The 26,564-nt window shown below is 69.3% G+C and carries 23 protein-coding genes; 17 read left to right on the top strand and 6 right to left on the bottom strand.

Going from position 1 to position 26,564, the window contains the following annotated elements; all coding sequences use genetic code 11:
• Positions 1-59 precede the first annotated feature (59 nt).
• Positions 60-1,631, top strand: coding sequence for an amidophosphoribosyltransferase (gene purF, locus ABN028_RS15270; protein WP_349697030.1), 1,572 nt, complete (start codon positions 60-62; stop codon positions 1,629-1,631).
• Positions 1,632-1,781: 150 nt separating this feature from the next.
• Positions 1,782-2,861, top strand: a complete 1,080-nt coding sequence (purM, locus tag ABN028_RS15265) for a phosphoribosylformylglycinamidine cyclo-ligase (RefSeq protein ID WP_349331978.1) — start codon at positions 1,782-1,784, stop codon at positions 2,859-2,861.
• 15 nt (positions 2,862-2,876) lie between these two features.
• Here purM and ABN028_RS15260 read toward each other — a convergent pair whose 3' ends face one another.
• Entirely contained in the window at positions 2,877-3,086 is a 210-nt protein-coding gene (locus ABN028_RS15260) for a DUF3073 domain-containing protein (RefSeq protein WP_349331979.1), read from the bottom strand.
• A 472-nt stretch (positions 3,087-3,558) separates the two neighbouring features.
• Here ABN028_RS15260 and ABN028_RS15255 point away from each other — a divergent pair, with 472 nt between their 5' ends.
• The gene (locus ABN028_RS15255) at positions 3,559-4,461 is read left to right on the top strand and encodes an NAD-dependent epimerase/dehydratase family protein (RefSeq protein WP_349697029.1); all 903 of its coding nucleotides are present in this window, start codon (positions 3,559-3,561) and stop codon (positions 4,459-4,461) included.
• A 152-nt stretch (positions 4,462-4,613) separates the two neighbouring features.
• On the top strand, positions 4,614-5,288 hold the full coding sequence (locus tag ABN028_RS15250) for a ThuA domain-containing protein (protein ID WP_349331981.1): 675 nt from the start codon (positions 4,614-4,616) through the stop codon (positions 5,286-5,288).
• A gap of 132 nt (positions 5,289-5,420) precedes the next feature.
• On the opposite strand, the gene ABN028_RS15245 is transcribed toward ABN028_RS15250, so the two are convergent.
• A complete protein-coding gene (locus tag ABN028_RS15245) occupies positions 5,421-6,518 on the bottom strand; it encodes a Glu/Leu/Phe/Val family dehydrogenase (RefSeq protein WP_349331982.1) in 1,098 nt (365 codons plus the stop codon).
• Between the two features lie 132 nt (positions 6,519-6,650).
• Here ABN028_RS15245 and ABN028_RS15240 point away from each other — a divergent pair, with 132 nt between their 5' ends.
• The 10 genes from ABN028_RS15240 (at position 6,651) to ABN028_RS15195 (ending at position 17,844) form a co-directional block, all read left to right on the top strand.
• Entirely contained in the window at positions 6,651-7,487 is an 837-nt protein-coding gene (locus tag ABN028_RS15240) for a DUF8083 family protein (RefSeq protein WP_349697028.1), read from the top strand.
• 244 nt (positions 7,488-7,731) lie between these two features.
• Positions 7,732-7,950 carry a BldC family transcriptional regulator gene (locus tag ABN028_RS15235; RefSeq protein WP_020576220.1) on the top strand — a complete coding sequence of 73 codons (219 nt, stop codon included), beginning with the start codon at positions 7,732-7,734 and terminating at the stop codon, positions 7,948-7,950.
• Positions 7,951-7,994: 44 nt separating this feature from the next.
• Positions 7,995-10,454 carry a glycoside hydrolase family 31 protein gene (locus ABN028_RS15230; RefSeq protein ID WP_349697027.1) on the top strand — a complete coding sequence of 820 codons (2,460 nt, stop codon included), beginning with the start codon at positions 7,995-7,997 and terminating at the stop codon, positions 10,452-10,454.
• Positions 10,455-10,592: 138 nt separating this feature from the next.
• Positions 10,593-11,609, top strand: a complete 1,017-nt coding sequence (locus tag ABN028_RS15225; RefSeq protein ID WP_349697026.1) for a DUF4129 domain-containing protein — start codon at positions 10,593-10,595, stop codon at positions 11,607-11,609.
• Entirely contained in the window at positions 11,606-12,373 is a 768-nt protein-coding gene (locus ABN028_RS15220) for a hypothetical protein (protein ID WP_349697025.1), read from the top strand. Before ABN028_RS15225 ends, ABN028_RS15220 begins: the two co-directional genes overlap by 4 nt.
• The gene (locus ABN028_RS15215) at positions 12,370-13,353 is read left to right on the top strand and encodes an AAA family ATPase (protein WP_349331987.1); all 984 of its coding nucleotides are present in this window, start codon (positions 12,370-12,372) and stop codon (positions 13,351-13,353) included. Before ABN028_RS15220 ends, ABN028_RS15215 begins: the two co-directional genes overlap by 4 nt.
• Entirely contained in the window at positions 13,353-14,864 is a 1,512-nt protein-coding gene (locus ABN028_RS15210) for a DUF58 domain-containing protein (RefSeq protein ID WP_349697024.1), read from the top strand. Before ABN028_RS15215 ends, ABN028_RS15210 begins: the two co-directional genes overlap by 1 nt.
• A gap of 47 nt (positions 14,865-14,911) precedes the next feature.
• Entirely contained in the window at positions 14,912-15,463 is a 552-nt protein-coding gene (locus ABN028_RS15205; protein ID WP_349331989.1) for a hypothetical protein, read from the top strand.
• 196 nt (positions 15,464-15,659) lie between these two features.
• Complete coding sequence (locus ABN028_RS15200) at positions 15,660-16,625, top strand: MASE1 domain-containing protein (RefSeq protein WP_349697023.1); 966 nt, start codon at positions 15,660-15,662, stop codon at positions 16,623-16,625.
• Between the two features lie 241 nt (positions 16,626-16,866).
• Positions 16,867-17,844: a S1C family serine protease gene (locus tag ABN028_RS15195; protein ID WP_349331991.1), complete on the top strand. Its 978-nt coding sequence runs from the start codon at positions 16,867-16,869 to the stop codon at positions 17,842-17,844.
• 103 nt (positions 17,845-17,947) lie between these two features.
• Here ABN028_RS15195 and ABN028_RS15190 read toward each other — a convergent pair whose 3' ends face one another.
• From ABN028_RS15190 to ABN028_RS15175, 4 genes are all read right to left on the bottom strand, one after another.
• On the bottom strand, positions 17,948-18,697 hold the full coding sequence (locus ABN028_RS15190; protein ID WP_349331992.1) for a DivIVA domain-containing protein: 750 nt from the start codon (positions 18,695-18,697) through the stop codon (positions 17,948-17,950).
• Positions 18,694-19,869 carry a globin domain-containing protein gene (locus ABN028_RS15185; RefSeq protein WP_349697022.1) on the bottom strand — a complete coding sequence of 392 codons (1,176 nt, stop codon included), beginning with the start codon at positions 19,867-19,869 and terminating at the stop codon, positions 18,694-18,696. Before ABN028_RS15185 ends, ABN028_RS15190 begins: the two co-directional genes overlap by 4 nt.
• Positions 19,870-19,880: 11 nt before the next feature.
• The gene (locus ABN028_RS15180) at positions 19,881-20,291 is read right to left on the bottom strand and encodes a group I truncated hemoglobin (protein ID WP_349331994.1); all 411 of its coding nucleotides are present in this window, start codon (positions 20,289-20,291) and stop codon (positions 19,881-19,883) included.
• Between the two features lie 213 nt (positions 20,292-20,504).
• Positions 20,505-21,017: a VOC family protein gene (locus tag ABN028_RS15175; RefSeq protein ID WP_349331995.1), complete on the bottom strand. Its 513-nt coding sequence runs from the start codon at positions 21,015-21,017 to the stop codon at positions 20,505-20,507.
• A gap of 349 nt (positions 21,018-21,366) precedes the next feature.
• On the opposite strand from ABN028_RS15175, the gene ABN028_RS15170 reads away from it, so the two are divergent.
• From ABN028_RS15170 to ABN028_RS15160, 3 genes are all read left to right on the top strand, one after another.
• Positions 21,367-23,184 carry a glycoside hydrolase family 13 protein gene (locus ABN028_RS15170; RefSeq protein ID WP_349331997.1) on the top strand — a complete coding sequence of 606 codons (1,818 nt, stop codon included), beginning with the start codon at positions 21,367-21,369 and terminating at the stop codon, positions 23,182-23,184.
• Between the two features lie 81 nt (positions 23,185-23,265).
• Positions 23,266-23,685 (top strand): pyridoxamine 5'-phosphate oxidase family protein, encoded by a 420-nt coding sequence (locus tag ABN028_RS15165; protein WP_349697021.1) that lies wholly within the window; start codon positions 23,266-23,268, stop codon positions 23,683-23,685.
• Positions 23,686-23,949: 264 nt separating this feature from the next.
• Positions 23,950-26,298 (top strand): ATP-binding protein, encoded by a 2,349-nt coding sequence (locus ABN028_RS15160; RefSeq protein ID WP_349697020.1) that lies wholly within the window; start codon positions 23,950-23,952, stop codon positions 26,296-26,298.
• Positions 26,299-26,564: the final 266 nt, after the last annotated feature.

The raw sequence follows: 26,564 nt of genomic DNA, 5'->3' as shown, positions 1-26,564 counted from the left end.
CGGCGTTTCGCCGACCGCGACGTGGGCCCCGGCCAAGGCGTCTGGTTAGACTCGACAACGTGCCGGTGAGTGGCGATGGATCGCATTCCCACAGTGGCGTTTCCAGCCCCCAACATCCCTCGGGGGATCCGGGGGTCCCCCGGGCAAACCCGGAGCTTGCCGGGGCCCGCCCCCGCCTCCTCGATCCCGACGACCACCGACCCAAGGACGCCTGCGGCGTCTTCGGGGTGTGGGCCGAGGGGGAGGAGGTCGCGAAGCTTACCTATTTCGGTCTCTACGCCTTGCAGCACCGCGGCCAGGAATCGGCCGGGATCGCGGTGAGCAACGGCCGCCAGGTGCTCGTCTACAAGGACATGGGCCTGGTTTCCCAGGTCTTCGACGAGGCCATCCTCGAGTCCCTCACCGGCCACATCGCGGTCGGTCACTGTCGCTACTCCACCACCGGGTCCAGCGTCTGGGAGAACGCCCAGCCGACGTTCCGGTCCACCGCGGCCGGCGGCCTCGCGCTGGCGCACAACGGCAATCTCACCAACTCGGGCGACCTGGTGGAGCTCGCCGCCAAGCGCGCGGCCGAGACCAGCTTGTTGGCGGCGCCGATCGGTGACGAGCGGTCCACGACCGACACGGGGCTGATCACCAACCTGCTGGCCAGCTACGCGGACCGGCCGCTGCTCGACGCGGCGGCCGAGGTGTTCCCCGCTCTGCGTGGTGCGTACTGCCTGGTCTTCATGAACGAGTCCACCCTGTACGCCGCTCGCGACCCGCAGGGCATCCACCCGCTGGTCATCGGAGCACTCGACACCGGCTGGGTGGTCGCCAGTGAGAACTCCGCACTCGACATCGTGGGTGCGTCGTTCGTCCGGGAGGTCGAGCCCGGTGAGGTGGTGGCGATCGACGGCACCGGCATCCGGTCGAAGAAGTTCGCCGCGGCCGAGCCGAAGGGCTGCCTGTTCGAGTACGTCTACCTCGCCCGCCCTGACGCCAGGATCGCCGGTCGCTCGGTCCAGGAGAGCCGGGTCGAGGTCGGCCGCCACCTGGCGCGGGACTACCCGGTCGACGCCGACCTGGTGATCCCGGTGCCGGAGTCCGCGACGCCCGCGGCGATCGGCTACGCCGAGGAGAGCGGCATCCCCTACGGCCACGGCCTGGTCAAGAACAGCTACGTCGGGCGGACGTTCATCCAGCCCAGCCAGACCATCCGCCAGCTCGGCATCCGGCTGAAGTACAACCCGCTCCGCGAGGTCATCGAGGGCAAGCGCCTCGTGATGGTCGACGACTCGATCGTGCGCGGCAACACCCAGAGCGCGCTGGTACGCATGCTCCGCGATGCCGGTGCCCGCGAGGTCCACGTCCGCATCTCGAGTCCGCCGGTGAAATGGCCGTGCTTCTACGGCATCGACTTCGCGTCGGCGACCGAGCTCATCGCCGCCGACATGGCCGTCGACGAGATCTGCCGGGCGATCGGGGCCGACTCGCTCGGCTTCATCGATCTCGACGCGCTGGTCGCGGCGAGCGGGCAGCCGGCCAACCAGCTGTGCCGGGCCTGCTTCGACGGGGTCTACCCGGTCGCCATCCCCGACGGCGCGCGCCTCGGCAAGCACCAGCTCGAGGTCGCGGTCAGCGGCCGGTGAACCTGTTGGCTGAGGGTGTGGGTGAGGTGAACCTGTTGGTCGAGGGTGCGCCTGATCCGAACCGGCCTTGGGTGAGGGGACCCCTGACGTGAACCTACCGGCCGAGGGTGCCCCTCATCCGAACCCGCGTGGGAGAGAGAGGACGTCGCCATGAGTGGATCCGGTGCCCCAGCAGGCACAGACCGTGGCCTCTCGTACGCCGACGCGGGCGTCGACATCGAGGCGGCCGACCGAGCGGTCGACCTCATGCGGGACTGGATCGAGAAGACCCGCCGTCCCGAGGTGGTGGGTGGCATCGGCGGCTTCGCCGGGCTGTTTGACGCGTCCGCCCTGCGCGACTACCGCCACCCGCTGCTCGCGACATCCACCGACGGGGTGGGTACGAAGGTCGCGATCGCCCAAGCCCTCGACAAGCACGACACGATCGGCTTCGACCTGGTGGGCATGGTGGTCGACGACCTCGTGGTCTGTGGCGCGGAGCCGCTCTTCCTCACCGACTACATCGCGTGTGGCTCGGTTGTGCCCGAACGCATCGCGACGATCGTCAAGGGCATCGCCGAGGCGTGCGTCGTCGCCGGTTGCGCGCTGGTGGGCGGCGAGGTCGCGGAGCACCCTGGCCTGTTGGAGCCCGCGGAGTACGACGTGGCCGGCGCCTCGACCGGCGTCGTCGAGGCCGATGCGGTGCTCGGCCCGGACCGGGTCCGAGCCGGTGACGTGGTGATCGCGATGGCGTCGTCGGGCCTGCACGCCAACGGCTACTCACTCGTACGCAAGGTCCTCGCGGTCGCCGGCCGGCGGCTCGACGGTCACGTCGACGAGCTCGGTCGGACGCTCGGCGAGGAGCTGCTCGAGCCGACCAAGGTCTACGCGAAGGACTGTCTCGCCCTCGCTGAGGCGTACGACGTCCATGCGATGGCCCACATCACCGGTGGCGGGTTGGCCGCGAACGCGGCCCGGGTACTCCCGAACAACCTGGACCTGGTGCTCGACCGGTCGAGCTGGTCGCCGCCCCGGATCTGCACCCTGCTCGGTGAGTGGGGTGGCGTGGCGTCAGACGAACTCGAGCGCACCTTCAACATGGGTGTGGGCATGCTCGCCCTGGTGGAATCCGCCGACGTCGATGCCGCGGTCGACCTGCTCGTTGACCGCGGCATCCACGCCTGGGTTGCCGGAAGAGTGCTCGCAGGTGAGGGCTCCGCGCGTCTGGAGGGAAGCTACGGGCGGAGGTGACCGCGTTCGACCGCGTCAGCGGCGACGTGCGATGCGATCGTCCTCGTCGGCCCCGTCGTCAAGCTCGCCGTCGGGGTCATCCTGCTCGGCGTGAACGTTGCCGTTCTTGCCGTCCTCACGACTCGACAGTTCTCGTTGCAGCGCTTCGAGGTCGGTGTCGTGGGTGCGGTACTTCAGCTCCCGGGCGACCTTCGTCTGCTTGGCCTTGGCACGGCCGCGCCCCATGGGTCGACCCCCTCGCACAACATAAACCGGGGCAACACGGCACAGTGTGAAACACCGGCGTGCACCCTCGGGCTCACGGTCTCATCTGTTCGTAGGTCAACCGTACCGGCAGCCGCCGTAATCCCGCACGCCGGGTCCGACCCGCACCTCGACGCCGACAGTCGTTATCCACAGGTTTTCCACAATCATTCGAGCGGGAATCCGGGGTGACGAGACTCGAGTGTCCGACTTCGTACCGGATCGCGTGACATTGGGTGAACTGTCAACTCTCCCGTGTAGCCAACTTCGAAACTATCCGACCGAGTCCAGGATCGGGCAAGCCGGTCCAGACACCGAAATCGGCTCGAAGGCAGTCCGCTGGCTGGGATACAAAGGTCTCCGCACACATGGTCATCGGAGACCTTTCGTACGCCGGCTGGAGGCGCGGACTCAGCCCGTGCTCCCTCACACGAACGGCAGGGCACCCAATCGCATGACCCAGCGGACAGTGCTGCTCACCGGGGGCTCCGGTCACGTCGCCAGGCTCCTGATACCCGGACTCCGGGCGTACTCCCTCCGGCTCGTCGACCTGGTCAAGCCGGGCGACGTCCAGCCAGGCGGTTCCGGGGGAGACGGCGCCGTAGCAATGGGCGGAGGTGTCGGCAGCGCGGCGGCGGACCCCGACGGTGGTGCGGCCACGGGCGACGTCAGCCGTGGGGTGGGGGACGGTGACGTCGATGGTGCGGAGGCGTTGCCCCCGGAGGTGCGGGGCGGGGACCTGGCCGACCGCTCGTTCGCGGCCGAGGTCGTCGAAGGTGTCGACACGGTGCTGCACCTCGCGGCCAACCCGCACCCCAACGCCACCTGGGACTCGCTCCGTTCCCCGAACGTCGAAGCGCTGGTCAGCGTCCTCGAGGCCGCACAGCGGGCCGACGTACGAAGGGTGATCCTCGCGAGTTCCGTGCACGCGATGGGCGGTTACGTGCAACAGGAGCGGCACCCGGTCAAGGAGGAGTGGCCGCCATGGCCGTGCTGTGCGTACGGCGCGACCAAGGCGTTCGCGGAAGCACTGGGCCGCGCTTGCAGCTACCGGACCGGGCTGTCGGTCATCTGCCTTCGATTCGGGGGCGTCCAGCGGCGCCCGGGTTCGGTGGGTGCGATGGCCTTCTGGCTCGGGACGCCGGACCTGCGGCAGCTGGTCGGCCGCGCGATCGAGGCTGACGACATCCGCTTCGGGGTCTACCACGGCGTGTCGGCCAACACCCGCCGGGAGTGGGACACCTCCGGTGCCGTCGCCGACCTCGGGTACGCACCGACCTGTGACTCCGAGGAGTTCCTCGGTGAGATCGACCCCAACCCTGTCCGTGCGTTCTGCTCGCGCAGTCCACAGCCCTGAACCCGAGCCTTGTCTGGAAGTCGAGTCCTGCCCGGAACCTGAGCCCTTGAACCCGAGCTTTGCCGTGACCGTTCGGCTGCCCCTGACCGTTCGGCTGCCCTGACCCTGCGGCCGACCCGAGTCAACCAACCCCCTCGCCGCCTGGAGGAAACATGAGCGAACAAGGAAAGATCCGCGTCCTCGTCTGGTCGGAGCACACCGCTCCCAAGGAGATGTATCCGTACGACATCAACGGCGCGGTCGCCGACGGCCTGCGGCAGGAGCCGAACGCGTTCGACGTGCGTACTGCCGAACTTGTCGACCCCGGCCAGGGCGTGCCAGAGGAAGCTCTCGCCGAGACCGACGTCCTCGCGTGGTGGGGTCACATGCTCCACAACGCCGTCCGCAACGAGACCGTCGACCGGATCGAGCGGCACGTGAAGGAGCGCGGCATGGGCTTCCTCGCGCTGCACTCCTCGCATATGGCGAAGCCATTCACCCGGCTGATCGGTGATGACGGCCGGATCGGTGGCGTCAAGCACGAGGCGGGTCCCGAGGAGATCAAGGTGTTGGCACCTGACCACCCGGTGGCCGAGGGGATCAGCGACTTCTCGATCGACCCGGAGGAGATGTACGACGAGGAGTTCGGCTGCGGCAAGCCGGACACGGTGGTGTTCCACTCGACGTTCCCGGGCGGGCACGAGTTCCGGTCCGGTTGTGCGTACACGGTCGGCGCGGGTCGGGTCTTCTACTTCCGGCCCGGGCACGAGGAGAACCCCACCTACTACCGGGATGACGTACGCAAGATCATCCGCAACGCCGCGAAGTGGGTCGCCGGCCGGTCATAGGGCGAGACGCGGCAGCTGGCACGCCGGCGGTGCTGTAAATGACCACGCTGCCCATGCCTGTGGACCTTCGCAAGGCGTCGATGCCTTGCCCACGGTTCGGCAGCATGGGCAGCGTGGTCATTTGTCTCAGCGTCACTCGTGCGGTGTCCCGCCGGCCGGATGGCCGAGCCAGAGCGTACGTCGGGCGCTCGCTCCGGCGATCCGGCGTTCGGCCATCCGGTCGGCGGCGGCGGCGGGAGGTACGCCCTCGTCGGCCGCGAGCTCCAGGACCCGGCGCATCGTGTCGTAGATCCGGGCCGCCCGCGCTTTGGCGCGCTCGAAGCTGAAGCCGTCGAGTTCGTCGGCGACCTGGATGATTCCGCCGGCGTTGACGAGGTAGTCGGGGGCGTAGAGGATGCCCCGATCCTGGAGCAGCTTGTCGATACCGGGATGGGCGAGCTGGTTGTTGGCGCCACCGCAGATGATCCCCGCGCGCAGGGACGCCAGCGCCGACTCGTCGAGCGCACCGCCCATCGCGCACGGCGCGTAGACGTCGAGGTCGGCGGCCGCGAGTGCGCCCACGTCGTCGACGACCACCACGTCGGGATGGTCGCGCAGGACCTGCTCGATCGCCTGCGCCGAGACGTCGGTGACGACGACCTCCGCGCCCTCGTCGCGCAGATGTCCGACCAGTCGTCGCCCGACCTTGCCCACCCCGGCCACGCCGACCCGCCGCCCAGAGAGGGAGGGTGTGCCCCACCGGTGGGACGCGCAGGCGCGCATTCCCTGGAAGACTCCGTACGCCGTGAGGATCGACGAGTCGCCCGCGCCGCCCTGTTCCACCGACCGGCCGGTCACGTGGGAACACTCGCGGGCGATCACGTCCATGTCCGGGGAGTACGTACCGACGTCGCATGCGGTGATGTAGCGGCCGTCGAGGGACTGGATGAACCGGCCGTACGCACGGAGCAGGCGTTCGGACTTGTCCCGCACGGGATCGCCGATGATCACCGCCTTGCCGCCGCCGAGGTCGAGTCCGGCGAGCGCGGCTTTGTACGCCATCGCGGTCGAGAGGCTGAGGACGTCGGCGAGCGCGGACTCCTCGTCCGGATACGGGTGGAAACGGGTACCGCCGAGTGCGGGACCGAGCGCGGTGGAGTAGATGGCGATGATCGCCTTCAGGCCTGACGGACCGTCGGCACAGTAGACAACCTGCTCGTGCCCGGAATGTCGGGCAAAGAACTCGGCCACGGTGGTGACTCCTCGTCCGGGCGGCCCACATGGGTGGTGCGGGCGTCCGACACCACCATAGAGCGAGAACGGCTCCACTCCGATCTCTCCGGACAGGTGCCGCGAACCAACGGAGAGGTGCACGATGGGAGCATGCGGACCTCGGTCCTGACCCCGTACTGCTGCTACCTACGCGTCTACGAGCCAGTCGCCGCCTTTCCGGAGCGGGTGCGCTCGTCGTGGGTGGCGGCCGGTGGTGGTGTCCCCGACCGGGCGCAGCCCGGTGCGCTGGTGGTCGCGGAGCAGCGGGAGGCGCTGGCGGCCCTGCTGCCAGTGCTTCCGCCTGGCGCGTTCGCGGGCGAGCACGAGCAGCGGGCGTACGCGATGGAGGTCGACGGAGCCGTCCTGTTCTGTCCGGATGAGCCGGCCTTGCGGATCCGTGAGGCGTTGAGCGACCTGATGACGGCCTTGCCCGACCATGTGCTGAAGGCCCTGCTTCCGGCCGGTGGCCTGGAACGGGTCGATTTCGGCGCGTTGAGGGATTGCCCTCCGGACGCCGTGCCTCACATCCTTACCGCCAGATGGCACGTTCCGCTGGTGTGGTTCGTCATCTTTGGTGATGAGGAACGCAGTGTCGGGATGGATCCGGTGCGCGAACTCCGCTACCGCACGCCGATGGTGGAGGCGCGACGCCGGGTGGGCCGCGCTCATCGGCTACTCAGCCAGTCCCGGCCGGACTGGAAGCTCGATCCGCTGGCCGCGCTCGGCCGCTGGATCGAGGCGTTCCACCCGCACTCCTGGGTGGAGCTTGATTACGGAGGGCTTGTCCACCTGATGGACGCCGACACGCTGACCAGCGACAAGTCGGCCGCGGATGTCACTACTGCACTCAGGGCAGTAGCACAGGGTAACGATGAGGAGGCACTAACGGCCTACCACCGACTACGGAAGCGATGGTGGGCGCTGCGCGTGAAGGAGCGCGCATCGTGAAACACCGGGCCATGTTCGGGAAATTCTGGAAAATCTGGGCGGAACGCTCCGATTCGGGTTACGGTGAGTCACGTGAGGGAAGGGGAGGATTGACACCGATACGTCACGTGGGGGATGAAGAACGCGGCGTGACCGTAATGGGGTGGATGTCCGTTATTTCCTTTTCTGCAATAAGTGATTTCGAAGCACCAATGGAGGGTGCGGGACGGACTTAACCGTCCGGTTCTCGTGGAGGAGGCCGCTCATGACGACACGTACGCCGGAGACAGAGTCTCTGCTCACGCCGGCAGAGGTCGCGGCCATGTTCCGGGTCGACCCCAAAACGGTCACCCGGTGGGCCAAGGCCGGCAAGCTCAGTTCTATCCGCACGCTGGGGGGACACCGGCGCTACCGCGAGTCCGAGGTGCGCGCCCTTTTGGCAGGCGTGCTCCCCGAACAGCGTGGGGGTGCCGAGGGCCGCTGACAAAGCGGTTTCTCAGCGACGTCGGATAGACAGGACAATCGAACATGGCGGTCCCAACCCACCGGGGTTGGGGCCGCCATATTCATTCTCTGCTGCGATCGGCAGCGCTGATCGGGCCGGTCAACAGCGCTCGCGCGATCGCGTACTCGGTCCACCGGGACCGGCTGGACGCGAAGGCATTTCGCCGTCGCCCCCGCCGGGGGCGCGAGGGTATGAGGGTGTTGCGCCGCCCACGGCGGGACCGAGGCGGGCGCGCGGAGCAGGCGCCGCGCATCCCCGGCCGGCTCCTGTCCGCCGGGGCGATGCCCGGGGGCGGTCGCTTCACCTTTACCGACGCGAGTCTGGACGTCCGCTGCCTGCGAGGGGGTGGCGTCTTTGTGGCGTGGGACGGAGCCACACCGCTTCCGTCGTACGCGCTCGTCGGGGGTGAGACCGGGCAGGACGCCAGCCAGGACGCCGGGGACAAAGCGGGGCGCAAGGCGGGTCGGGAGCCGGAGTGGGACGAGCGGGCCCGGCTGGCCTCGGCCGGAGACTGCTGGACCGTCCTGGCGGGAGACCTGACGGTCACGGTCGGCCCAGGCGGGCGGCTGACCTTCACCAGCGCTGACCGTGAGACGTCGTTCCGGCGAGACGAGCCGCCGTGGTGGGAAGGCGAGGCGTGGACCCATCGGAGCGTCCTCAGCCCGGACGCGATGGTTCTCGGGCTGGGTGGCCGCGCGGCCGGACTCGACCGGCGACCCGGCCGTTACCGGCTGTGGAACAGCGATCCGGGTGGTACGTACGTCCGTGGCGACGATCCGTTGTCCATGTGCCTGCCAGTCTCACTCGTTGTCACCGATGCGGGCTCTCATCTCGCGTTCTATGACAACAGTTCGGCCGGAAGCGTCACGGTGGGTGACGAGATTGCGATGCAGCTGTCGGGCGGACCTCTTCGCTACTACGTGTTACCGGGACCGCCGGAGCGGGCCCTCGACGGTTACACGGCACTGACCGGCCGGCCAGCCCTGCCGCCGCGATGGGCGCTCGGTTTCCACCAGTCGCGGTGGGCCTACGGCAGCGAGGCTGCGATGCGGGAGATGGTGGCCGAGTACCGGCGCAGGGACCTGCCACTGTCCGGCGTCTGGCTCGACATCGACCACCTCGACCGCCGGCGAGTGTTCACCGTCGACGAGGAGCGCTATCCCGACATCGGCGGGTTCGCCGCCGACCTCGCCAAGGACGACATCCACCTGGTCGCGATCGTCGACCCGGCGATACCGCGACGGCGGTCCATGCCGCTCTACCGCGACGGGCTGGCGGCCGATGCGTACTGCCGCGACCTCCGCGGGCGGGTGGCTCACGGCGTCGTGTGGCCGGGCACGACGGTCTACCCCGACTTCACTGCCGCGCGGGCGCGCGCCTGGTGGGGCGACCAGCACGCGAAGTACGTACGCCTCGGCATCGACGGGTTCTGGAACGACATGAACGAACCGTCGGCGTTCGCGGCCTGGGGCGATCCCAGTCTGCCGGCGTCGACGCGGGCCGACCTCGACGGCCGCGGCGGCGATCACCGCGAGGCGCACAACCTCTACGGCCTGACGATGAACCGCGCCACCTTCGAAGGCGTCCGTCGGCTGCGGCCGGACCGGCGGCCGTTCCTGTTGACGCGGGCCGGCTGGGCGGGAGTGCAGCGGTACGCAGGGACCTGGACCGGTGACATCGCCTCGCGGTGGGACAACCTCGCGGTCACGCTGTCGTTCACCGTGGGGCTCGGCGCGTGTGGCGTGCCGTACTCCGGCCCCGACATCGGCGGGTTCGACGGCCATCCGCCGGCGGAGCTGTTCGTGCGGTGGTTCGAGCTGGCCGCGTACCTTCCGTTCTTCCGTTCCCACTGTGCGAAGTCCACGCCGCCGCGGGAGCCGTGGGCGTACGGACCCGAGGTCCTGGAGCAGGTTCGCGGCGTCCTGGAGGAGCGGTACGCCCTGCTGCCGTACTGGTACACCCTTGCCTGGGAAGCCCACCGCACCGGCCTGCCGTACGTCCGCCCGCTCGCCTGGGAGGACACCACAGATCACGCGCTCCGGAAAGTCGACGACGCGTTCCTGCTCGGCGGCGCGCTGCTCGTGGCGCCGGTGCTCGTCGAGGGCGCGCGGGAGCGGGTGGTCCGGTTGCCGGCGGGCCGGTGGTACGAACGGCGGACTGGTGCGGCCCACGACGGCCCCGGCGACGTCGTGGTGGACGCACCGCTCGGCCGGCCGCCGGTCTTCGTCCGCGCGGGTGCCGTGCTGCCGACCGAGGAGCGTCGGCCGGAGGACGGCACGACCGCGATCGTCCTCGAGGCCTATCCGCCCGGGCCGGCACAGTCCCGGGCCGGCGGTGGGCGGTTGGTGAGTGACAGTGGCGACGGCTACGCCGAGCCGGTCGACGAGCGGTTCACGATCGTGATGGGTCCAGACGGCCGGTGGCTGGTCGAGTACTCCGGTCCGGCGTCCGCCCTCCCGTACGCCGTCCGGTGGCGGGGCTGACCACCGGCAGCGACACTCTTGACAGTGCGTGATGCCGCGGTATTTCGTTGCCGAATCGGTACGGCTGCTCGCTACGGATCCTGATCATGGCGTCCTAGGGTGACCGGTTAGGCGCGCCTGGGGAGGTGTGGGGCGACTGTGCGTAAGGGCTCACGGTTTCGCGCTCTCGCCGACCTTCGCACATCCGCCCAGACGAATCCGGCCGCGCGGGTCGGCGTGGTGGCCGCGGTGGTCGCTCTCCTCGCCCTCGGCGCTCTGGGTCTCGACGGCCGGGAGCGGATCACGCTCGACGATCGGCAGCTGTCGACCCGCGGGCTGGTCATGCTCTTCGCGGCCGTCCTGGTCGCGGGACTGGTCCTCATCGTCGTCGCGCTCGCCACCCAAAGCGGCGGTCCGCCACGAGGGGTGGAGCCGAAGCGGACCAGCCTGGTCGCCCGCGTCGTCCAGCTCCTCGTCCTGGTCGGGCTCCTCTATCTCCTGCTCCGCCATGCCGACGAGCTGAAGGACCTGTTCAACCAGCGCGGCGAACCGGACGCCGGCGGCCGCCCACCAGGGGCACCCGGTGGCGAGGGCGCCGCGGACCCGGGCGCGGACGGGGCTGGTCGGCCGCCGTCCTGGTCGTGGCCGGTGGTGGCGATGGCCGGCCTGCTGCTGGCCGCGGTCGTCGGCACGCTCACGTGGGTCGCCCGCCTGTCAGGCCTCGAGTCCACGCAGGTCGGCGACGGCGATCCCACCGCGGACGAGGTGCAGCACATGGTCGCGGCCGGACTCGCCGCGCTAGCCGACGTGGACGAGCCTCGGGCCGCGGTGATCGGTGCCTACGCGGCCATGGAGGAGGCGCTCGCCCACCAGGGCGTCGCCCGTGGCGCGACCGACACACCGTCGGACCTGCTGGCGCGGACCATCCGGGCCGGGCTGCTCACCTCGACCGGTGAGGCCGCCGCCCGCGAACTCGCCGGGCTCTTCGAACGTGCCCGCTTCTCCCGACGTGCGTTGCCCGCCGACGCGAGGCTGGCGGCGGTCGCCGCGCTCAACCGGCTTCAGGCAGAGCTCCGCGCCCAGGCGGACCGGCGGGCCCAGGCGGAGCTCCGTGCCCGGGCCGAGCGGCATGCGCGGGACGACGCGGCGGCACATGAGGACCGGGCGCGGTCGTGAGGAGGCTCCGGTTCGTCCTCGTCCTCGCGTTGCTCGTACTGGTCGTAACCATGCGGTTCCGCGGGATGCTGATCGGGTTGACGGTGCTTGCCGTCAACGAGTTGCTCTGCCAACTCCTCCAGCTCGAAGGACCAGGGAGAAGTCGGCGTTCGACGCCACGGTGGGCGCGGTGGCGCCGCCTGGGGCGATGGCTGTGGTCGCGCCTCATTCGCGACGACGCGGGACCGCACGACAGGTCCCGCGCCCTGGAGTGGCAACGCCGCCTTCGGTTCCTGCGGGGGATGCTGCTTCCGCTGGAGTGGCTGCGCCGGTGGCGGCAGCCGTCCACGCGGGCGGGCCTTCCGACGTACGACCGGATTCTGGGTGAGATCGCGTGGTCCCGGTACTCGCGGCGCGACTTCGATGTCGGGTTGCGGAAGCGGCTGGTCGAGGCGGCGAGCGTTCGCCTGGAGGCAGGGCACGGCATCGATCCGGCCGACCCCCGGACCGAGGACGCCTGTCGTGACCTGCTCGGTGCGACCACCTGGTCACTGCTGGCGCCGGGCCGGCCGGCATCGGACGCCCGCAGCGAGCCGGGTGTCGACCTGCCGACCCTGGAGCGCATGGTGTCCTCGATCGAGCGTCTGCGCTCCGGCCAGGTAGCAGGCGCCGGGTCGAGCGGCACCGGATCGAGTAGCACTGGATCGAGCGGCACCGGATCGAGTAGCACTGCATCGAGTAGCACTGGATCGAGCACCACCGGATCGAAGGAAGGGACGCCATGACCGTCACCGCCTCGACGCTGGCGCCCGCGCAGACCCGGGAGCGGGCGAGCGCCGTCCTGGACGAGATGGAACGCGTGATCGTCGGCAAGCGCGGCCCTCTCGAGCTCGTCCTGCTCGGCATCCTCGCCGGCGGCCACGTCCTGCTCGAAGACCTTCCCGGGCTGGGCAAGACGGTGCTCGCCCGGTCGTACGCCCAGGTGCTGGGGCTCAGCTTCGCCCGCGTGCAGTTCACTCCGGACCTGCTGCCGCAGGACGTCACCGGCGCGTCGATCTACAACCAGAAGACGGCGGAGTTCGTGTTCCGTGAGGGTCCGGTCTTCACCCAGCTGCTGCTCGCCGACGAGATCAACCGGACGCCGCCGAAGACGCAGGCCGCACTGCTCGAGGCGATGGAGGAACGCCAGGTCTCCGCCGATGGCGTCACCCGCCCGCTACCACTGCCGTTCGTGGTGCTCGCGACCGAGAACCCGATCGAGTACGAAGGGACGTACCCGTTGCCTGAGGCGCAGCTGGACCGGTTCGTTCTGCGTACCCGGTTGGGCTACCTGTCCGCCGACCTCGAGGCCGACATGGTGCGCCGCCGGCTCGAGCGGGGTGCCGCCCGACCGTCGCTGGCGCAGGTCGTGGACACGGCCGAACTGCTCGCGATGATCTCCTCGCTCGAACGCGTCGAGGTGCACGACGATGTCCTGGCGTACGTCGTCTCCATCGTCCAGGCGACGCGGTCGCATCCCAAGGCGCAGGTGGGTGCGAGCCCTCGCGGCACGCTGGCGGTCACGCAGTTGGCGCGGGGTGCTGCGATGCTCGCCGGTCGCGACTACGTGACACCGGCGGATGTGAAGCGGGTCGCCGCGGCCGCGCTCGGGCATCGGCTTGTGCTGCGTCCGGAGCTGTGGGTACGCCGGGTGACCGGAGAGGACGTCGTGGCAGATGTCCTGGCCGAGGTACCGACTCCGCCGACGCGGATCGTCCGGGATTGATGACGACCTACGGCGTGCCAGCGTCGGCGCAGGCGTCCGCGGCCATGACAGTCGGCGGGGTCGAGGCGTCGCCGCGCTGGCAGGTGAGCCGGCTCGTGTGGCGCCTCGCGGCGGCCGGGATCCTCGCCGTGCTGGGCGGACTCGTGGCCGGGCGGCCGGAACCGATCGTGGTCGCGGTCCCCTGCCTCGTCGCTGTGGTCGTCGCACTGCGGCAACCACGGCCCGAGCGGGTGGTGGTGACCGCCACGGTGTCCGAGCTACGGGCGTTCGAGGACGACCCGGTCGAGGTCGAGGTCCAGGTGAGAGCGCCTTTCGTCCTGGGAGAGATCGCGCTCGACCTGGCCCTGCCGAGGGTGCCGGAGCGCTCGGCGCCGGCCGTCGAGACCGGCGGTGGAGCGGGTCCGGGTGGAACCGCCAGCGTGGACGGCGGGGATTCCGACAGGGCCGCATCGGGCGTGGACCGTCAGTCCAGTCGTACGTCCGAACAACGGCGGACCCGGCGCGGCTCCACGTACTTCGGGATCGAGGGTGAACGCGGCCGCCACCGGTTCGGCGTCGCGCAGGTCACCGAGACGTGGACCGTCCGCGCGCATCGCTGGGGCCGGTGGCGGCTCGGGCCGCTGCACCTGCGGCTGCGGACGTCCGGCTGGGGTTATGTCGGCAGGGTCGCGCTCACCCTCACCGAGCTGACGGTGTTCCCGCCGCCGGGGCGGGCCCGCGACATCGCCGTGCCGCCGATGCTGCTCGCCCGGGTCGGCAGTCACGTCGCGCGGCGGGCAGGTTCGGGGGTGGAGTTCGCCGGGATTCGTTCGTTCGCGCCGGGTGATGCCGTACGCCGGATCAACTGGGCGGCGAGCACCCGCCGAGGGGAGCCGGGTGAGCTGTTCGTCAACGAGTTCGCGGCGGAGCGGGCGGCCGACATCGTGGCGGTCGTCGACACGACAGTCGACGTGGGTACGCCTGGGCGGTCCAGTCTCGACATCGGGGTGCGCGGCGCGGCCGCCGTGGTGCAGGCGTACCTCCGCTATGCCGACCGGGTGGGTCTCGTGGCGCTCGGCGGAACGCTGCGGTGGCTGTCCCCTGACGTCGGCATCCGGCAGTACTACCGGATCGTCGAGACCCTCCTGTCCTCCCGGCTGGACAACAGCTTCCTCGAACCCGAGCTCGCTCACCTTCCGCCGCAGGCGTTGCCGCCCGGTGCGCTGGCGTTCGTGTTCACACCGCTGCTCGACCCGCGTGCCGTCGAGGCGATCCGCGACCTGCGCGAACGCGGCCATCCGGTCGTGCTGATCGACGTCCTGACGGGGGAGCCGCCGGTGGGTCCCGTCGAGCGGGTCGGCCGGCACCGGGTGAGAGAACAACGGCTGGCGCAGCGGATCTGGCGGCTCGAACGCGAGGCGCTCGTCCACCGGCTGCAGGCCATCGGCGTCACGGTCCTGGAGTGGGACGAGGAGTCCGGCGTGCCGCTCGATCGGGTCCGGCTCGAACCCATGCTGCGAGGTGGCCGCTGATGTCCGAGTCGTCAGCTGGGTCGGCCTCTGGATCGGCAGTAGCCGCGATGACGGCTGGGTCGACCGCTGCCGGCGGGGATCCGGCCGGGCGGCGGGTGGGCGGGGGAGTTGTCCGGCTGGCCGGCGTTGCCTGCGGCCTCGCCATGGTCGGGGTCCTGGTGGCCGCGCTTCCGTCAGGTCTCGACCGGTGGATCGGTGGTGGCGCCGCCCTGGCCGTCGCGCTGTCCGGGCTCGGCGGCGGGTTCGGTGCGTACGTTCCCTGGGGTCTTGTCGTGGTGACGATCGGCGTAACCACGGCGGCGGACGCTGTCCAGTTGCCGGTCCTCAGCGCCACGGCGATCGGGCTGCTGGCCGTCGCGTACCTCGTCCTGCTGGAAGGCGCGGACGCCCTCGACGGAGCCTCAGCGCCTCTGGACGTCGCGATGCTGGCGGGCTGGGTGCGGAGTCTGACGCCGGTGCTCGGTCCCGCACTCGCCGGCGCGCTGGTGGTGATGGGCGTGGTCCTCCTGCCCCACCCGCCCGCCGCCTGGCTTGTCGTCGCCGCCCCACTCGCGCTCATGGTCGGTGTGGCCCTCGCCCTGCGGCGCCCGTCTCGTTGACCAGACGCCTGACCCCGTTGGACGTTCCCCTCGATGGTGCAAGCATGGGGAAGGGCATATCCGAGTCGGCTACGGGAGTGTCGCGAATCTGGCTCCATGCGTCATTTGCGCGGGCTGACAACGCAAGGCAGAGAACGCGAAGGCGTGCGGCATGGCGCGGACATGGCGAGGCCGGCGGATCCCCTCCTCGATAGAGGTGGGCCTTGCGAATCTTGCCGTCGCTGCCGTCTGTTACGGCTCCGGGCAGTTGGGGCTCCTGGCGGGGGAGATCGGCGAGAACGTCAGCCCGCTGTGGCCCCCCACGGGAGTGGCCCTGGTCGCCCTGCTCCTTTATGGCATCCGAGTCCTGCCGGGGATCGCGGCGGCCGCGTTCCTCACCGACCTGCCACTCGTGCCGCTCGGCGGCGTGGTGATGGACACCGGCGCCGCGGCCGCCACCGCGCTCGCCGGCTATCTCCTGTTGCGCCGGGTCGGGTTCCGGCTGCAGATCGACCGGCTGCGTGACGCTCTCGCCCTGGTGTTCCTTGCGGCCTTCGGCTCGACGCTGATCAGTTCCCTCGTGGGCTGCGGCGTCCGTGTCTATGTGGGGCAACTGGAACCCAGGGAGTTCCTGCAGGTCTGGTCGGTGTGGTGGACCGGCGATGCCATGGGGATCCTGCTCGTCACGCCGTTCCTGTTGGCTGTCCGTCAGTACTGGCGACTCCGGCACATCCAGTGGTACCGGTACGCAGAGCTCGGCCTGCTGTTGGTGGCGTCGTTCGGCGTCGCGTGGGTGGGGACCCACGTCATGGACGCCATCTTTCTCACGTTCCCGATCATCGGCTGGGCTGCGCTGCGCTTTCAGCTCGTCGGCGTTGCGCCCTGTGCGTTGATCGTGTCGGTGACGACGGCTGACGCGGCCGTGGGCGCCGTCGGCGCCTTCGCCGGCGAGGACGTGCTGATGCGCATGGTGTCCCTCCAGATGTTCAACATGACCCTCGTGCTCGGGTCGCTGCTCTTCGCCGCGATCATCAGCCAACGCGACCGTGCCCGGGACGAGATCGAACGCACGTGCAGCCGGTTGGGCGAGGTCATCCATCACCTCGAGGTATCGGAGGAGGAGCACCCGGTGCGGGTCAAGCCCACGGGTGAGGAACGCCAACGTCCCAGCGATACCAGCTGAGGGGTGTCAGCGCGGCCGCGGCGGCTCGGGTGGTGACGGCGGCGCGGGTTTCGGCGGGTTTGCCCTCCGCCGCATCGCCCATGGAGGAGGGGACGGACGACTCCCGTTCCGGCCGTACGTCCCACGGAGGCTTGGAACTGTGACCGACTCCTCTGTGCCTGACCGGCCGCCCCAGCCTGGACCAGGCGCGCGTGGAGACCGACAACCGGGCGCATCGCAGGATGTCCAGGCTCCGTCGGACATGCCCGGTATCGGCGTACCGGCGCCACGGGCACCGCGGGAGGAGTCGTCGCCTGGCGAGTCTGCGGGGCGTACGCCTGTCCGGGAGGAGTCGCCGGGTTTCGGGCAACCTCCGCAGGCGCCGGGCGAGGTGTTGGACTCCGGTACGCCACCGCCTCAGCCATGGCGGACGACCCGGGCCAAGCTTGCGGCAGGGGTGGCCGCCATCGCACTCTGCGCGTCAGCGATCGGCGGCATCGTCGGCGGAATTCTCGGCGCCAACAGCGCCACGCCGAATCCCCTCACTGCCGCCGGCGGCCGTTCGGTAGAGCAGGACCCGAGCGGATCACTACTTCCGCAGGTCGCCCAGGCGGCGTCGCGAAGCGTGGTCGAGATCGTCGTGACGTCCGGCCTCGGCAAGGAGACCGGGTCGGGCATCGTCGTGTCACCGGACGGGCGGATTCTCACCAACTATCACGTCGTCGCCACCGCCTACGGTGGCGACATCACGGTCAGGCTGGCCGGTGCGGACGGTGCGGAGACCACGTCCGCGCGGGTGCTCGGTACCGAACCGGCGAAGGATCTGGCGGTGATCCAGGCCGATCGAGTGGGCGGGCTCACGCCGGCGAAGCTGGGTGACTCGTCGGCGGTCGAGGTCGGCAGCCCGGTCGTGGCCATCGGTTCGCCGCAGGGACTGCGGGGCACCGTCACGTCCGGCATCGTCAGCGCCGTCGACCGGGAGTTGCGGGTGGACGACCGGCCTGGCCTGGGCCCTGGGACGAAATCCGTGACGTACAAAGCGATCCAGACCGACGCCACCCTGCACCCGGGCAACTCCGGTGGACCACTCGTCACCCTGGACGGGCAGGTCATCGGCATCAACTCCGCCATCTACGCGGCCGCGGCGAAAGCTGACGGCTCGGGCCTCGGCTTCGCCATTCCCATCAACCAGGCCAGGGGAATCATCGGCAAGTACGGCGCCGCGGACGGCGTGAACTGACCGGCGACCGGCGGCGTGACCTTGTGGTCGGGCGACCGGCAGCCTGAGCCGGTTGGAGTTCGCCGAGGTGACGTACGGAGCGATCCGGGGTCGGTCGGCCGGCTCAGCCGGCCTGTGGGCGGCGGGTCCGGCCAGCCTCGGCTTCAAGCTGCCACGGCATGTCCAGGTGCGGCGGCGGGCGGTCCATGGGCTGACCGGCCAGGTGGTGCGAACCGGCCGGGGGGCGCGCCCCGGGTGGGGGCGGGCCGGGTGGGTAGTGCGGCAGGTCGTGGTGGTCGAGCCGGGGAACCTCGCCGAGCTTGTCCACCTGCTCGGTCAGGGCGTCCAGCACCGAACGCAACTGGACCTGCGCGACATGGGCGAAGGTGCGTACGTACTCGACCTCCGGGATCGGGAGTTGGCTGCCCTGCGGCCCGTCCGGGTGGGAAGGCTGGGAAGCCATCCCGTTCCTTGCCGCGGCCTCCGCCGCCTCGGCGGCCTGCTGCGCCTGCTGCAGGATCTCCCGCTGCTGCGCACGGGCGCTGACCATCAGGTCCCGGGCGTGCTGCACCGCCTCGGCGACCAGCCGGTCCGCGACCTGCTGTGCCTGGCTGAACAGTGCGACGGCGTGGGCGTTGATCTCGGGTCGATCGCCGCCACCGGAGTCCACCGGCGGGTTGTTGCGGAGGCGGTCGATCTCGGCGCGGAGGGCGGCGCGATCGTTGTCCGCGGCCTGGATCTCGTCGGCCACGCTGGCGAGAAACTCGCGGACTTCCTCTTGGTCCCAGCCACGTCTGCGCTGGTTGAACGTCGCGTAGCGCACTGCGCGAGGGGACTTGCGGATGGCGGTGGGCATCGGCGTGATCTCTGTCATGAGTGGTCACCTGACCTGGCGGCTTCGAGCGGGGGATGGATGCCGTCACCGCCGGCGCTGGCGAACTTCTCGAATCGGATGTCGTCGCGGGGCATGCCGGCCGCCGTCAACTCGGACAGAGTGGACGTGACCATGTGCGGTGAACCGCAGACCAGGGCGGTACGCCCCTGCCACTGCATGCTCCGCGCCGCGACCGAGCCGACCAGTCCGCGGGCGCCGGGGAAGGAGGAGTCGTCAGACACGACCGAGGTGTAGGCGAACCAGGGTCGGGACGTCAGCTTGGCGAGCAGCTGGCTCTCGTACAGGTTCCATGGCACCCGGGCACCGTGGAAGAGATGGATGTTCGGAGCGCGACCTTCCGCCTGCCACTCGCGGTCGATCTGTTCGAGAACCGCCCGAAGGGGCGCGAGCCCGGTACCACCCGCGATCATGATCAGGTCGCGCTGGTCGCCCGGTGAGCGGACGAGGTCATCACCGACGGCCGCACCGAGCCGGACTGTGTCACCTGGCTGCATCGCCCTGACGATGGCACCGCTGACCTGGCCACCATCCACGATCTGGACATGCAGTTCGAGTGAACCGTCCTCGCGCGGGGCGTTGGCAGGGCTGAAGTACCGCCACAGACGCGGCCGCAACGGTGTCTCGAACGCGACGGACTGGCCGGGGAGGTAGGAGAACGGCTGCTGCGGTCGCACCTGCACCACCGCAACATCGATCGTCCGGCGCTCGACCGAGAGGACGTCGGCGAGCCACCAGGCGGGAGTGGACTCGGCCGCCTGCTCGGCCGCCTGCACCATCACCTTCGCGACCAGGCCGTACGCCGCCGCCCAGTCGGCGGCCAACTCGTCCGTCCATGCCGGCCCGAGAAAGTGCCGGAGCGTCGCCAGCAGCGAGGCGCCGACCTTCGAGTAGTGCTCCGCGACGACGGAGAATCTTCGGTGGTCACGCCCGAGTTGCTGAATAAAAGGTGTGACCTCCTCGAGCTGCTCGACATTACTGACAATTCGGCCGAGTGCGCCGACCAATTTGTCCCGCTGTGCCGACATCGAAATCGGGAACATCTCGCGCAGCTCAGGGTGCGAGAGGAACAGGTGGGAATAGAAGAACAGTGGTACCTCGTCACCCGATTTGGCGACAATAGCCCAGCTGTTCTGCAGTGCGGCCGTATCCATAGCTGCTCAGCTCACGCGTTGGAGGCGGAGACGACATCCTTTTCAGCCCCCGCGAGCACGGCGCATACCCGGTCGATGATGTCCGGTTTGACACCCGCTTCTTCCAGCGCCGTCACCAGATGTGTCACCACCCGCGCGAAATCCGCTCTCGTGATGTCCATGCCGGCATGTGCCTCACGAAGTTCCCTGCCGTCGTACTCGGCTGGGCCACCAAGAACCTGCGAGATCAGCAGGACCTGGTGGCGTTTGAGTCGGGCCATATCGACGTCGGTGAAAAACGGGGCCAGTTGGGTGTCGGTCAGGATGAGCTCGTAGAAGCGATTGACGACAGTGCTGACGGCGGGTGCTCCGCCAATCAGTTGATAATCGGTTGCACTGGTCGATGCTTCGGTGCCGGCCTGCTCGGTCACCGGGTCGCCCATAGCGTCCCTCCCCTTGCGCGGATGTGGTTGCGGCCCCCGAGTCAAGTGGCATTGGTACCAGTGGGCGCGGGCAGAGCGCAACTAGTCGGCCGTTTCTATCGATTTCCGGACGATGACGGCCGACGGCATTTTCCCTGAATTGGTCATTTTCGCCTGGAGTCCGACGTAACACGGAAAGTCGACACAATCGGGACATTGATCACGTACGGCACATCACGCGTGTGAGCTGGCACCCGGGGTGGTCGCGCCGTAGCGGTCCTTCTCCCTGGCGAGGTCGAGCGGCCGGATGCTGGTGCGACCGGCGAGGGTGGCGGCGTCGATCCGGTCCGGCGGTACGAACCATGCGATCTCGAACTCGATCCCGTCGGGGTCGGCTCCGTACAGGCTCTTGCTCGTACTGTGATCGCTGGCCCCCACGAGCGCGCCCGCCTCGACCAGCCGGCCGTGCACCGCTTCGAGCTCGGCCAGCGTGTCCACCTCCCACGCGAGGTGGTACAACCCGACGCTCGCCTTGCCGGCACCTGACGGCCCCGCCTCCGCGCCGATCTCGAACAGGCCGAGGTCGTGGTCGTTGACCGATCCCTCGGCCTGCAGGAACGCCGCGCCGGCAAATCCCTCGGGGGTCATGTCGACCGGTCGGAAGCCCAGGACCTCGGTGTAGAACTCCACGCTGCGGGCGACGTTCCGGACATAGAGCACCGCGTGGTTCAGTCGCGTGATGGGCATTTCGGCTGGCTCCGATCGTCGGAATCGTCGGAAAAGCGTCGGGGATCGTGGGCGGCCCCACTGGACACACGGTCGGCGGGACTTTCGCCGGCCTGCTCGTCAGCGTAATCCGGGACCGGCGGTGACCCGTTCAGGTCCAAGGTCCCGCCCGGCTTGCCCGCCAACGTCCGATCCGGGACCCGGCTCGGGACCAAATCTAGGTACGCATCTAGGTAGAGCCCCCGATGCGTGGGGCCATCTGCCGGCGCCACCGTGGTCTAACGGCACCCAGAGGCGATGACCTAAGTCCCGACCAGTCGCCCTCCGCGCCGCAGCATCCGAGAAGCTGACCAAAGGCCCGAGGTACCCGATGCCCTTCGTCACCAGCCCCGCCGAAGCGCCACCGGAGGCCCGCGTCGCTCGCGCGTCGCGTCCCCGGTCCGCCGGCCCGGCACGCGCGCCGCGCGCCCTGCGTACGCCCCGCGTCACCCGGCCCCAGGCGCAGGCCAGCCCGGGCTCGCCGCTCCCCCCGGGCGCGCCGAGCACACCCGGGTGGTGGCGGAATGCCGTCATCTACCAGGTCTACGTACGGAGCTTCCAGGACGCCAACGGCGACGGGATCGGCGACCTGGACGGCGTCCGCGCGAAGCTTCCGTACCTGCGGATGCTGGGTGTCGACGGTGTTTGGCTCAACCCGTTCTACCCGTCGCCGCAGCACGACCACGGCTACGACGTCGCCGACTACTGCGCGGTCGATCCCGAATGCGGCACCGTCGAGAGCTTCGACCGGTTGGTCGCAGAAGCGCATCGCCTCGACATCAAGGTGATCATCGACGTGATCCCGAACCACTGCTCGATCGAGCACCCGTGGTTCACCGCCGCCCTGCGTGCCCGTCCCGGCAGCCCGGAACGCCAGCGGTTCCACTTCGCCGACGGCAGGGGTACGCACGGCGAGCTGCCGCCGAACAACTGGCGGTCCATCTTCGGCGGCTCGGCCTGGGAACGCACCACGAACCCCGACGGCTCGCCGGGCCAGTGGTACCTCCACACGTTCGCCCCCGAGCAGCCCGACTTCAACTGGCGCCACCCCGACGTGGTCGACCACTTCGACCAGGTGGTGCGGTTCTGGTTCGACCGCGGTGTCGACGGCCTGCGGATCGACGTCGCCCACGGCCTGCACAAGCGGGACGGCCTGCCTGACCACGAGTACGCGGCCGGTGACGAGCTCACCGGTGACCCGGTGAATCCGTACGCATGGAACCAGCCTGAGGTGCACGACGTGTGGCGCCAGTGGCGCTCCATCGCCGATGAGTACATGCGCGCCGACGGCCGCGAGCGGGTCCTCATCGGTGAGGTCGGCGTCCTCGACCCCCGCCAGCTCGCCGACTACCAGCGTCCGGACGAACTGCACCAGACGTTCTTCTTCGAGTTCCTGCACACCGCGTGGAACGACACCGACCTGTGCGGTGTGATCGATGCCGGTATGAAGACGATCGCGGCGGAAGGTTCGGCCGTGACCTGGGTGCTCAACAACCACGACGTGCCCCGGTCGGTGACCCGGTTCGCCGGCGGTGCGCCGGGCGCGGGTCCTGGAGACCTGGAGCTCGGCCGGGCGCGCGCCCGGGCCGCTGCCCTGCTCATGCTCGCGCTGCCTGGATCGGCCTATCTCTACCAGGGTGAGGAACTCGGGCTTCCCGAGGTCGTCGACCTGCCGATCGACGTTCTTACCGACCCGATGTTCAAGCGGACAAGCGGTGTACGCCGTGGCCGGGACGGCTGCCGCGTGCCGCTGCCCTGGGCGTCGTCGCAGGAGTCCCTCGGTTTCTCCCGCGGAAGCGGTGCAAGGCCCTGGCTTCCCCAGCCGAGCTGGTTCGCCGAGCTCGCGGTCGACCAGCAGCTGCGCGACGGCGGTTCGATGCTGCACCTCTACCGTGAGGCGATAGCCCTGCGGCACCGGATTCCCGCGCTGTCCTCGGATCAGCTGCGCTGGCTGCCGAGCGAGCCAGGCGTTCTGGCGTTCACCCGGGGCGACGGATTCGCCTGCGTCGTCAACTGCTCGTCCCGTCCGGTCGCAGCCCCCGCGCAAGGGGAACCGCTCCTTGCCAGCGACCCAGGTGTGGGCGAGAAGATGCCCCCCAACACGGCGGCATGGTGGCTCCTCCCGGATTCGCACGAGGCGTCCTCATGACCAGGTCGATTGCGGTGATGCCGGATGGTTTGCGCTGACGAGGCGGGCGCCATGGCAGGCGCTGCCCGAAGCTTCCAGACAATGGAGGAATTCGAAGTCCTCGACGTCATGGAGTGCCTCCGGCTGCTCGACGGCGCACTCGTGGGGCGCGTCGTGTTCACCGACAAGACCCTGCCCTCGGTCCAGCCGGTGAACTTCGTCCTCGACGGCGACGCTGTCATCATCCGTACGGCCGTCGGCTCCGACCTGGCCCGCGCCGTGCGGGACGCGGTGGTCGCCTTCGAGGTCGACGACATCGACCTCGAGCAGTGGCGCGGCTGGAGCGTGAACGCGATCGGCCGTGCCGAGGTGGTGACCGATCCGTACGAGATCGACCATCTCGCGGCACTGCCCCTGCCGATCGGCACCGGTCGTGGTGAGCGCCAGTTCGTACGCATTCCGATGACCTTGCTGTCAGGTCAGCGACTGGTCCGCCAGCCCGCCGATGTTGCGTACGACTGAATCCCGGGTCTTTCTGGAGTGGGGCGTATTCAGGCGTTTTGGATTTTCCAGTGACTCAAAACTCGGCGTAATGTCGTATTCGGCGCTCAGCGCCCATTGTGGTCGTCACTTTTCGCGCATTTCAACGAGTGAAATCCGCCCGCACCAAACCGCCTGTTCCCACAGTGTGCGCACCGCCGGGTAGCGGTGGACGGGAGACGAACATACGCTGGCGGATGACGGTCAGCCGGACCGAGGACACGGTCGGCTGGGCGTCTCGAGGAAATGATGTCCAGCGTTGCACACGCCGCACACCGGCCTGGCAATCTGCCGGCAGACGCGACGACATTCGTCGGCCGGCGGTCCGAGGTCGCCGAGGTCCGGCGGCTGCTCTCCGACGCACGGCTCGTGACCCTCACCGGTGTCGGCGGGGTCGGCAAGACGCGGCTCGCCGTCCGGATCGCCGCGGGAATGCAGCGGGCATTCCATGACGGGGTGTGGCTGGTCGATCTGACCAGGCTGTCCGATCCGAGCATGGTGGTCCAGGCCGTGCTCGAGACGCTCCAGGTCCATGACCAGTCGAGTCGCGATCCACTGCGGATCCTCACCGACTATCTCAGGGACCGGCAGGTCCTCCTCGTCCTCGACAACTGCGAGCATCTGTTGCAGGAGTGCGCGACGGTCGCCGACGCCCTCCTGCGTGCCGCACCCGGACTGCGCATCCTCGCCACGAGTCGGCAGCCCCTGAACATCCCGGACGAACACACCATGCCGGTCCACCCCCTCACGCTGCCAGAGGACGGGCAGACGTCGCTGCCGGGTGATCTGTCCGCGCAGTCCGGCGCTGTGGCGCTCTTCGTCGACCGTGCTGTCGCAGTCCACCACGACTTCGCCCTCACCAAGGCGAACCAGAGCGCGGTGGTCGGAATCTGCCGCCAGCTCGACGGCATTCCGCTGGCCATCGAGCTTGCCGCAGCCAGGCTCAGAACCCTGACACCGGAGCAGATCCTCGAACGCCTTGACGACCGGTACAGGCTTCTGACCACCGGCCCCAGAAGTGCGGCCCCACGTCACCAGACCCTGCAGGCGTTGATCGACTGGAGCTTCGAGCGGTTGTCGAGCGCCGAACAGTTGCTGTGGATGCGTACCTCGGTCTTTTCCGGAAGTTTTGACCTGACGGCCGCGGAGGCGATCTGTGCGGGCGACGGAATCAAGACCGAGGACGTGATCGATCTCGTCGCCGAGCTGATCGACAAGTCGATCCTGGTCAGGGAGGAGTCTGGGCGGGTCGCGAGGTACAGGCAGCTGGACATCATCCGGGAGTACGGTCGACGGAAGCTGGCCGGCCTCGGCGACGAGGCGAGGACCCGACTGCGGCACCGGGACTACTACCAGCGGATCGCCGCGCGAACGGCCGTCGAGCAGTTCGGACCGAACCAGGTCGAGTGGTTCGGCGGGCTGACTCTCGACTATGCCGACCTCCGCGCCGCCATGGAGTACTGCCTCACGACCCCCGGCGAGGCGCAGAACGGCCTGCGGATGGCGGCCGACCTGCTCTTCCACTGGGTACGGAGCTACTACCTCATCGAGGGTCGGCGTTGGCTGGACCGCATGCTCGCCGCGGACACCACCCCCACGCGGGCCCGCGCCGACGCACTCTGGTCCGACAGCTGGTTGGCCATCATCCAGGGCGACACCGCGGCCGCCCAGGTGATGCTCGACGAGGCCCGGCGGTTGGGTGAGCATTTCGACTCGCCGCGAATCCTGGGCTACGTCGCGCTGTTCTCCGGCTTTGCCGCGATGTACTCCGGAGACAGTGCCACCGCACTTCGCCGGTACGACGAGGCGCGCCAGCTTCATCTCGCTGCCGGAAACCAGCAGGGACTCGCACTGACCTTCATCCGGCTCTGTATGGGTTACTCCTTCCTCGGCGACTCCGAACGGGCGATCGCCATGGGGGAGGAGTGCGTGAAGCTGTCCGACGCCGTCGGTGACATCTGGTGCAAGGCGTACGCCCTGATGGCCATGGGAATCGACGTGTGGCGTCAGGGCGATGCGCGCCGGGCGACGGTGATCGAACAGGAAAGCCTTCGGATGAACCGGTCGTTGGACGCACGGCTCGGCATCGCGCTCAACCTCGAGGTGCTGGCGTGGGTTGCCGCCTCGGTGGGCCAGTTCCAGCACTCGGCCAGCCTGCTCGGGGCACTGCAGAAGCTGAAGCGGTCGACCGGGGCGCCACTGTCGGGTTACGGACATCTGGCGGGATACCACGAGGCGTGCGTGAACCGGGTGCGCGACGCATTGGGCGCGGAGGGGTACGACGCGATGGTCCTGCAGGGCGCCAACCTGAACCTCGACCAGGCGATCTCCCTTGCGCTGCGGGAGAAGGAGCACCACGCGCGGCCGGCCCCTGCGCGTGGCGAAGCCGTACACCTCACCCGGCGGGAGCGCGAGATCGCCGAACTCGTCGCCAAAGGGCAGAGCAACAAGGAAATCGCGGCGGCCTTGGTGATCGCGCAACGGACGGCGGAGAGCCACGTGGAGAACATCCTGGTGAAGTTGGGCTTTACGTCCCGCGCGCAGATCGCTGCGTGGGTCTCGGCTCACGGGCAGGCTGAGCGCCCGAATCGCTGACCGATGGGTGTGAGGGCGGCGCGTGGCGTCGCTGGCAAGACCCGCGTCTCGCCGATGGCGAGTATCTCGGTTTCGTTCATGACGTAAGGGGAAACTCGGCTCCGACGTCAGGTGGTTTCCGGTGGCGCCCCAGCCAGGTGGTCTGGCTCGACGTACGCCCCTGAAATCCTGCGTACGTCCGACCAGCCGGGTCATTCGCCCGGAGTGGGCAGTGCGGTGAACCCTTCGTCCGTGGCGGACGTGTGGAAGGAGGCAGTCACCGCCAC

This window comes from Actinopolymorpha sp. B17G11 (assembly GCF_040196095.1).
In the GTDB taxonomy this organism is placed as follows: Bacteria; Actinomycetota; Actinomycetes; order Propionibacteriales; family Actinopolymorphaceae; genus Thermasporomyces.
Note: the sequence above shows the minus strand (reverse complement) of the source record. Positions and strands in the feature narration are given on the sequence as shown.

What these genes read in the sequence shown, in the direction of transcription:
- ABN028_RS15190 (WP_349331992.1), bottom strand. Translation starts at nt 18,697, where the DNA reads ATGACAGAGATCACGCCGATGCCCACCGCCATCCGCAAGTCCCCTCGC.
- ABN028_RS15175 (WP_349331995.1), bottom strand. Translation starts at nt 21,017, where the DNA reads ATGCCCATCACGCGACTGAACCACGCGGTGCTCTATGTCCGGAACGTC.
- ABN028_RS15240 (WP_349697028.1), top strand. Translation starts at nt 6,651, where the DNA reads ATGCGGACCTCGGTCCTGACCCCGTACTGCTGCTACCTACGCGTCTAC.
- ABN028_RS15205 (WP_349331989.1), top strand. Translation starts at nt 14,912, where the DNA reads ATGACGGCTGGGTCGACCGCTGCCGGCGGGGATCCGGCCGGGCGGCGG.
- ABN028_RS15180 (WP_349331994.1), bottom strand. Translation starts at nt 20,291, where the DNA reads ATGGGCGACCCGGTGACCGAGCAGGCCGGCACCGAAGCATCGACCAGT.
- ABN028_RS15215 (WP_349331987.1), top strand. Translation starts at nt 12,370, where the DNA reads ATGACCGTCACCGCCTCGACGCTGGCGCCCGCGCAGACCCGGGAGCGG.
- ABN028_RS15250 (WP_349331981.1), top strand. Translation starts at nt 4,614, where the DNA reads ATGAGCGAACAAGGAAAGATCCGCGTCCTCGTCTGGTCGGAGCACACC.
- ABN028_RS15210 (WP_349697024.1), top strand. Translation starts at nt 13,353, where the DNA reads ATGACGACCTACGGCGTGCCAGCGTCGGCGCAGGCGTCCGCGGCCATG.
- ABN028_RS15255 (WP_349697029.1), top strand. Translation starts at nt 3,559, where the DNA reads ATGACCCAGCGGACAGTGCTGCTCACCGGGGGCTCCGGTCACGTCGCC.
- ABN028_RS15185 (WP_349697022.1), bottom strand. Translation starts at nt 19,869, where the DNA reads ATGGATACGGCCGCACTGCAGAACAGCTGGGCTATTGTCGCCAAATCG.
- ABN028_RS15165 (WP_349697021.1), top strand. Translation starts at nt 23,266, where the DNA reads ATGGAGGAATTCGAAGTCCTCGACGTCATGGAGTGCCTCCGGCTGCTC.
- ABN028_RS15260 (WP_349331979.1), bottom strand. Translation starts at nt 3,086, where the DNA reads ATGGGGCGCGGCCGTGCCAAGGCCAAGCAGACGAAGGTCGCCCGGGAG.
- ABN028_RS15230 (WP_349697027.1), top strand. Translation starts at nt 7,995, where the DNA reads ATGGCGGTCCCAACCCACCGGGGTTGGGGCCGCCATATTCATTCTCTG.
- ABN028_RS15170 (WP_349331997.1), top strand. Translation starts at nt 21,367, where the DNA reads ATGCCCTTCGTCACCAGCCCCGCCGAAGCGCCACCGGAGGCCCGCGTC.
- purM (WP_349331978.1), top strand. Translation starts at nt 1,782, where the DNA reads ATGAGTGGATCCGGTGCCCCAGCAGGCACAGACCGTGGCCTCTCGTAC.
- ABN028_RS15195 (WP_349331991.1), top strand. Translation starts at nt 16,867, where the DNA reads ATGCCCGGTATCGGCGTACCGGCGCCACGGGCACCGCGGGAGGAGTCG.
- ABN028_RS15160 (WP_349697020.1), top strand. Translation starts at nt 23,950, where the DNA reads ATGATGTCCAGCGTTGCACACGCCGCACACCGGCCTGGCAATCTGCCG.
- ABN028_RS15235 (WP_020576220.1), top strand. Translation starts at nt 7,732, where the DNA reads ATGACGACACGTACGCCGGAGACAGAGTCTCTGCTCACGCCGGCAGAG.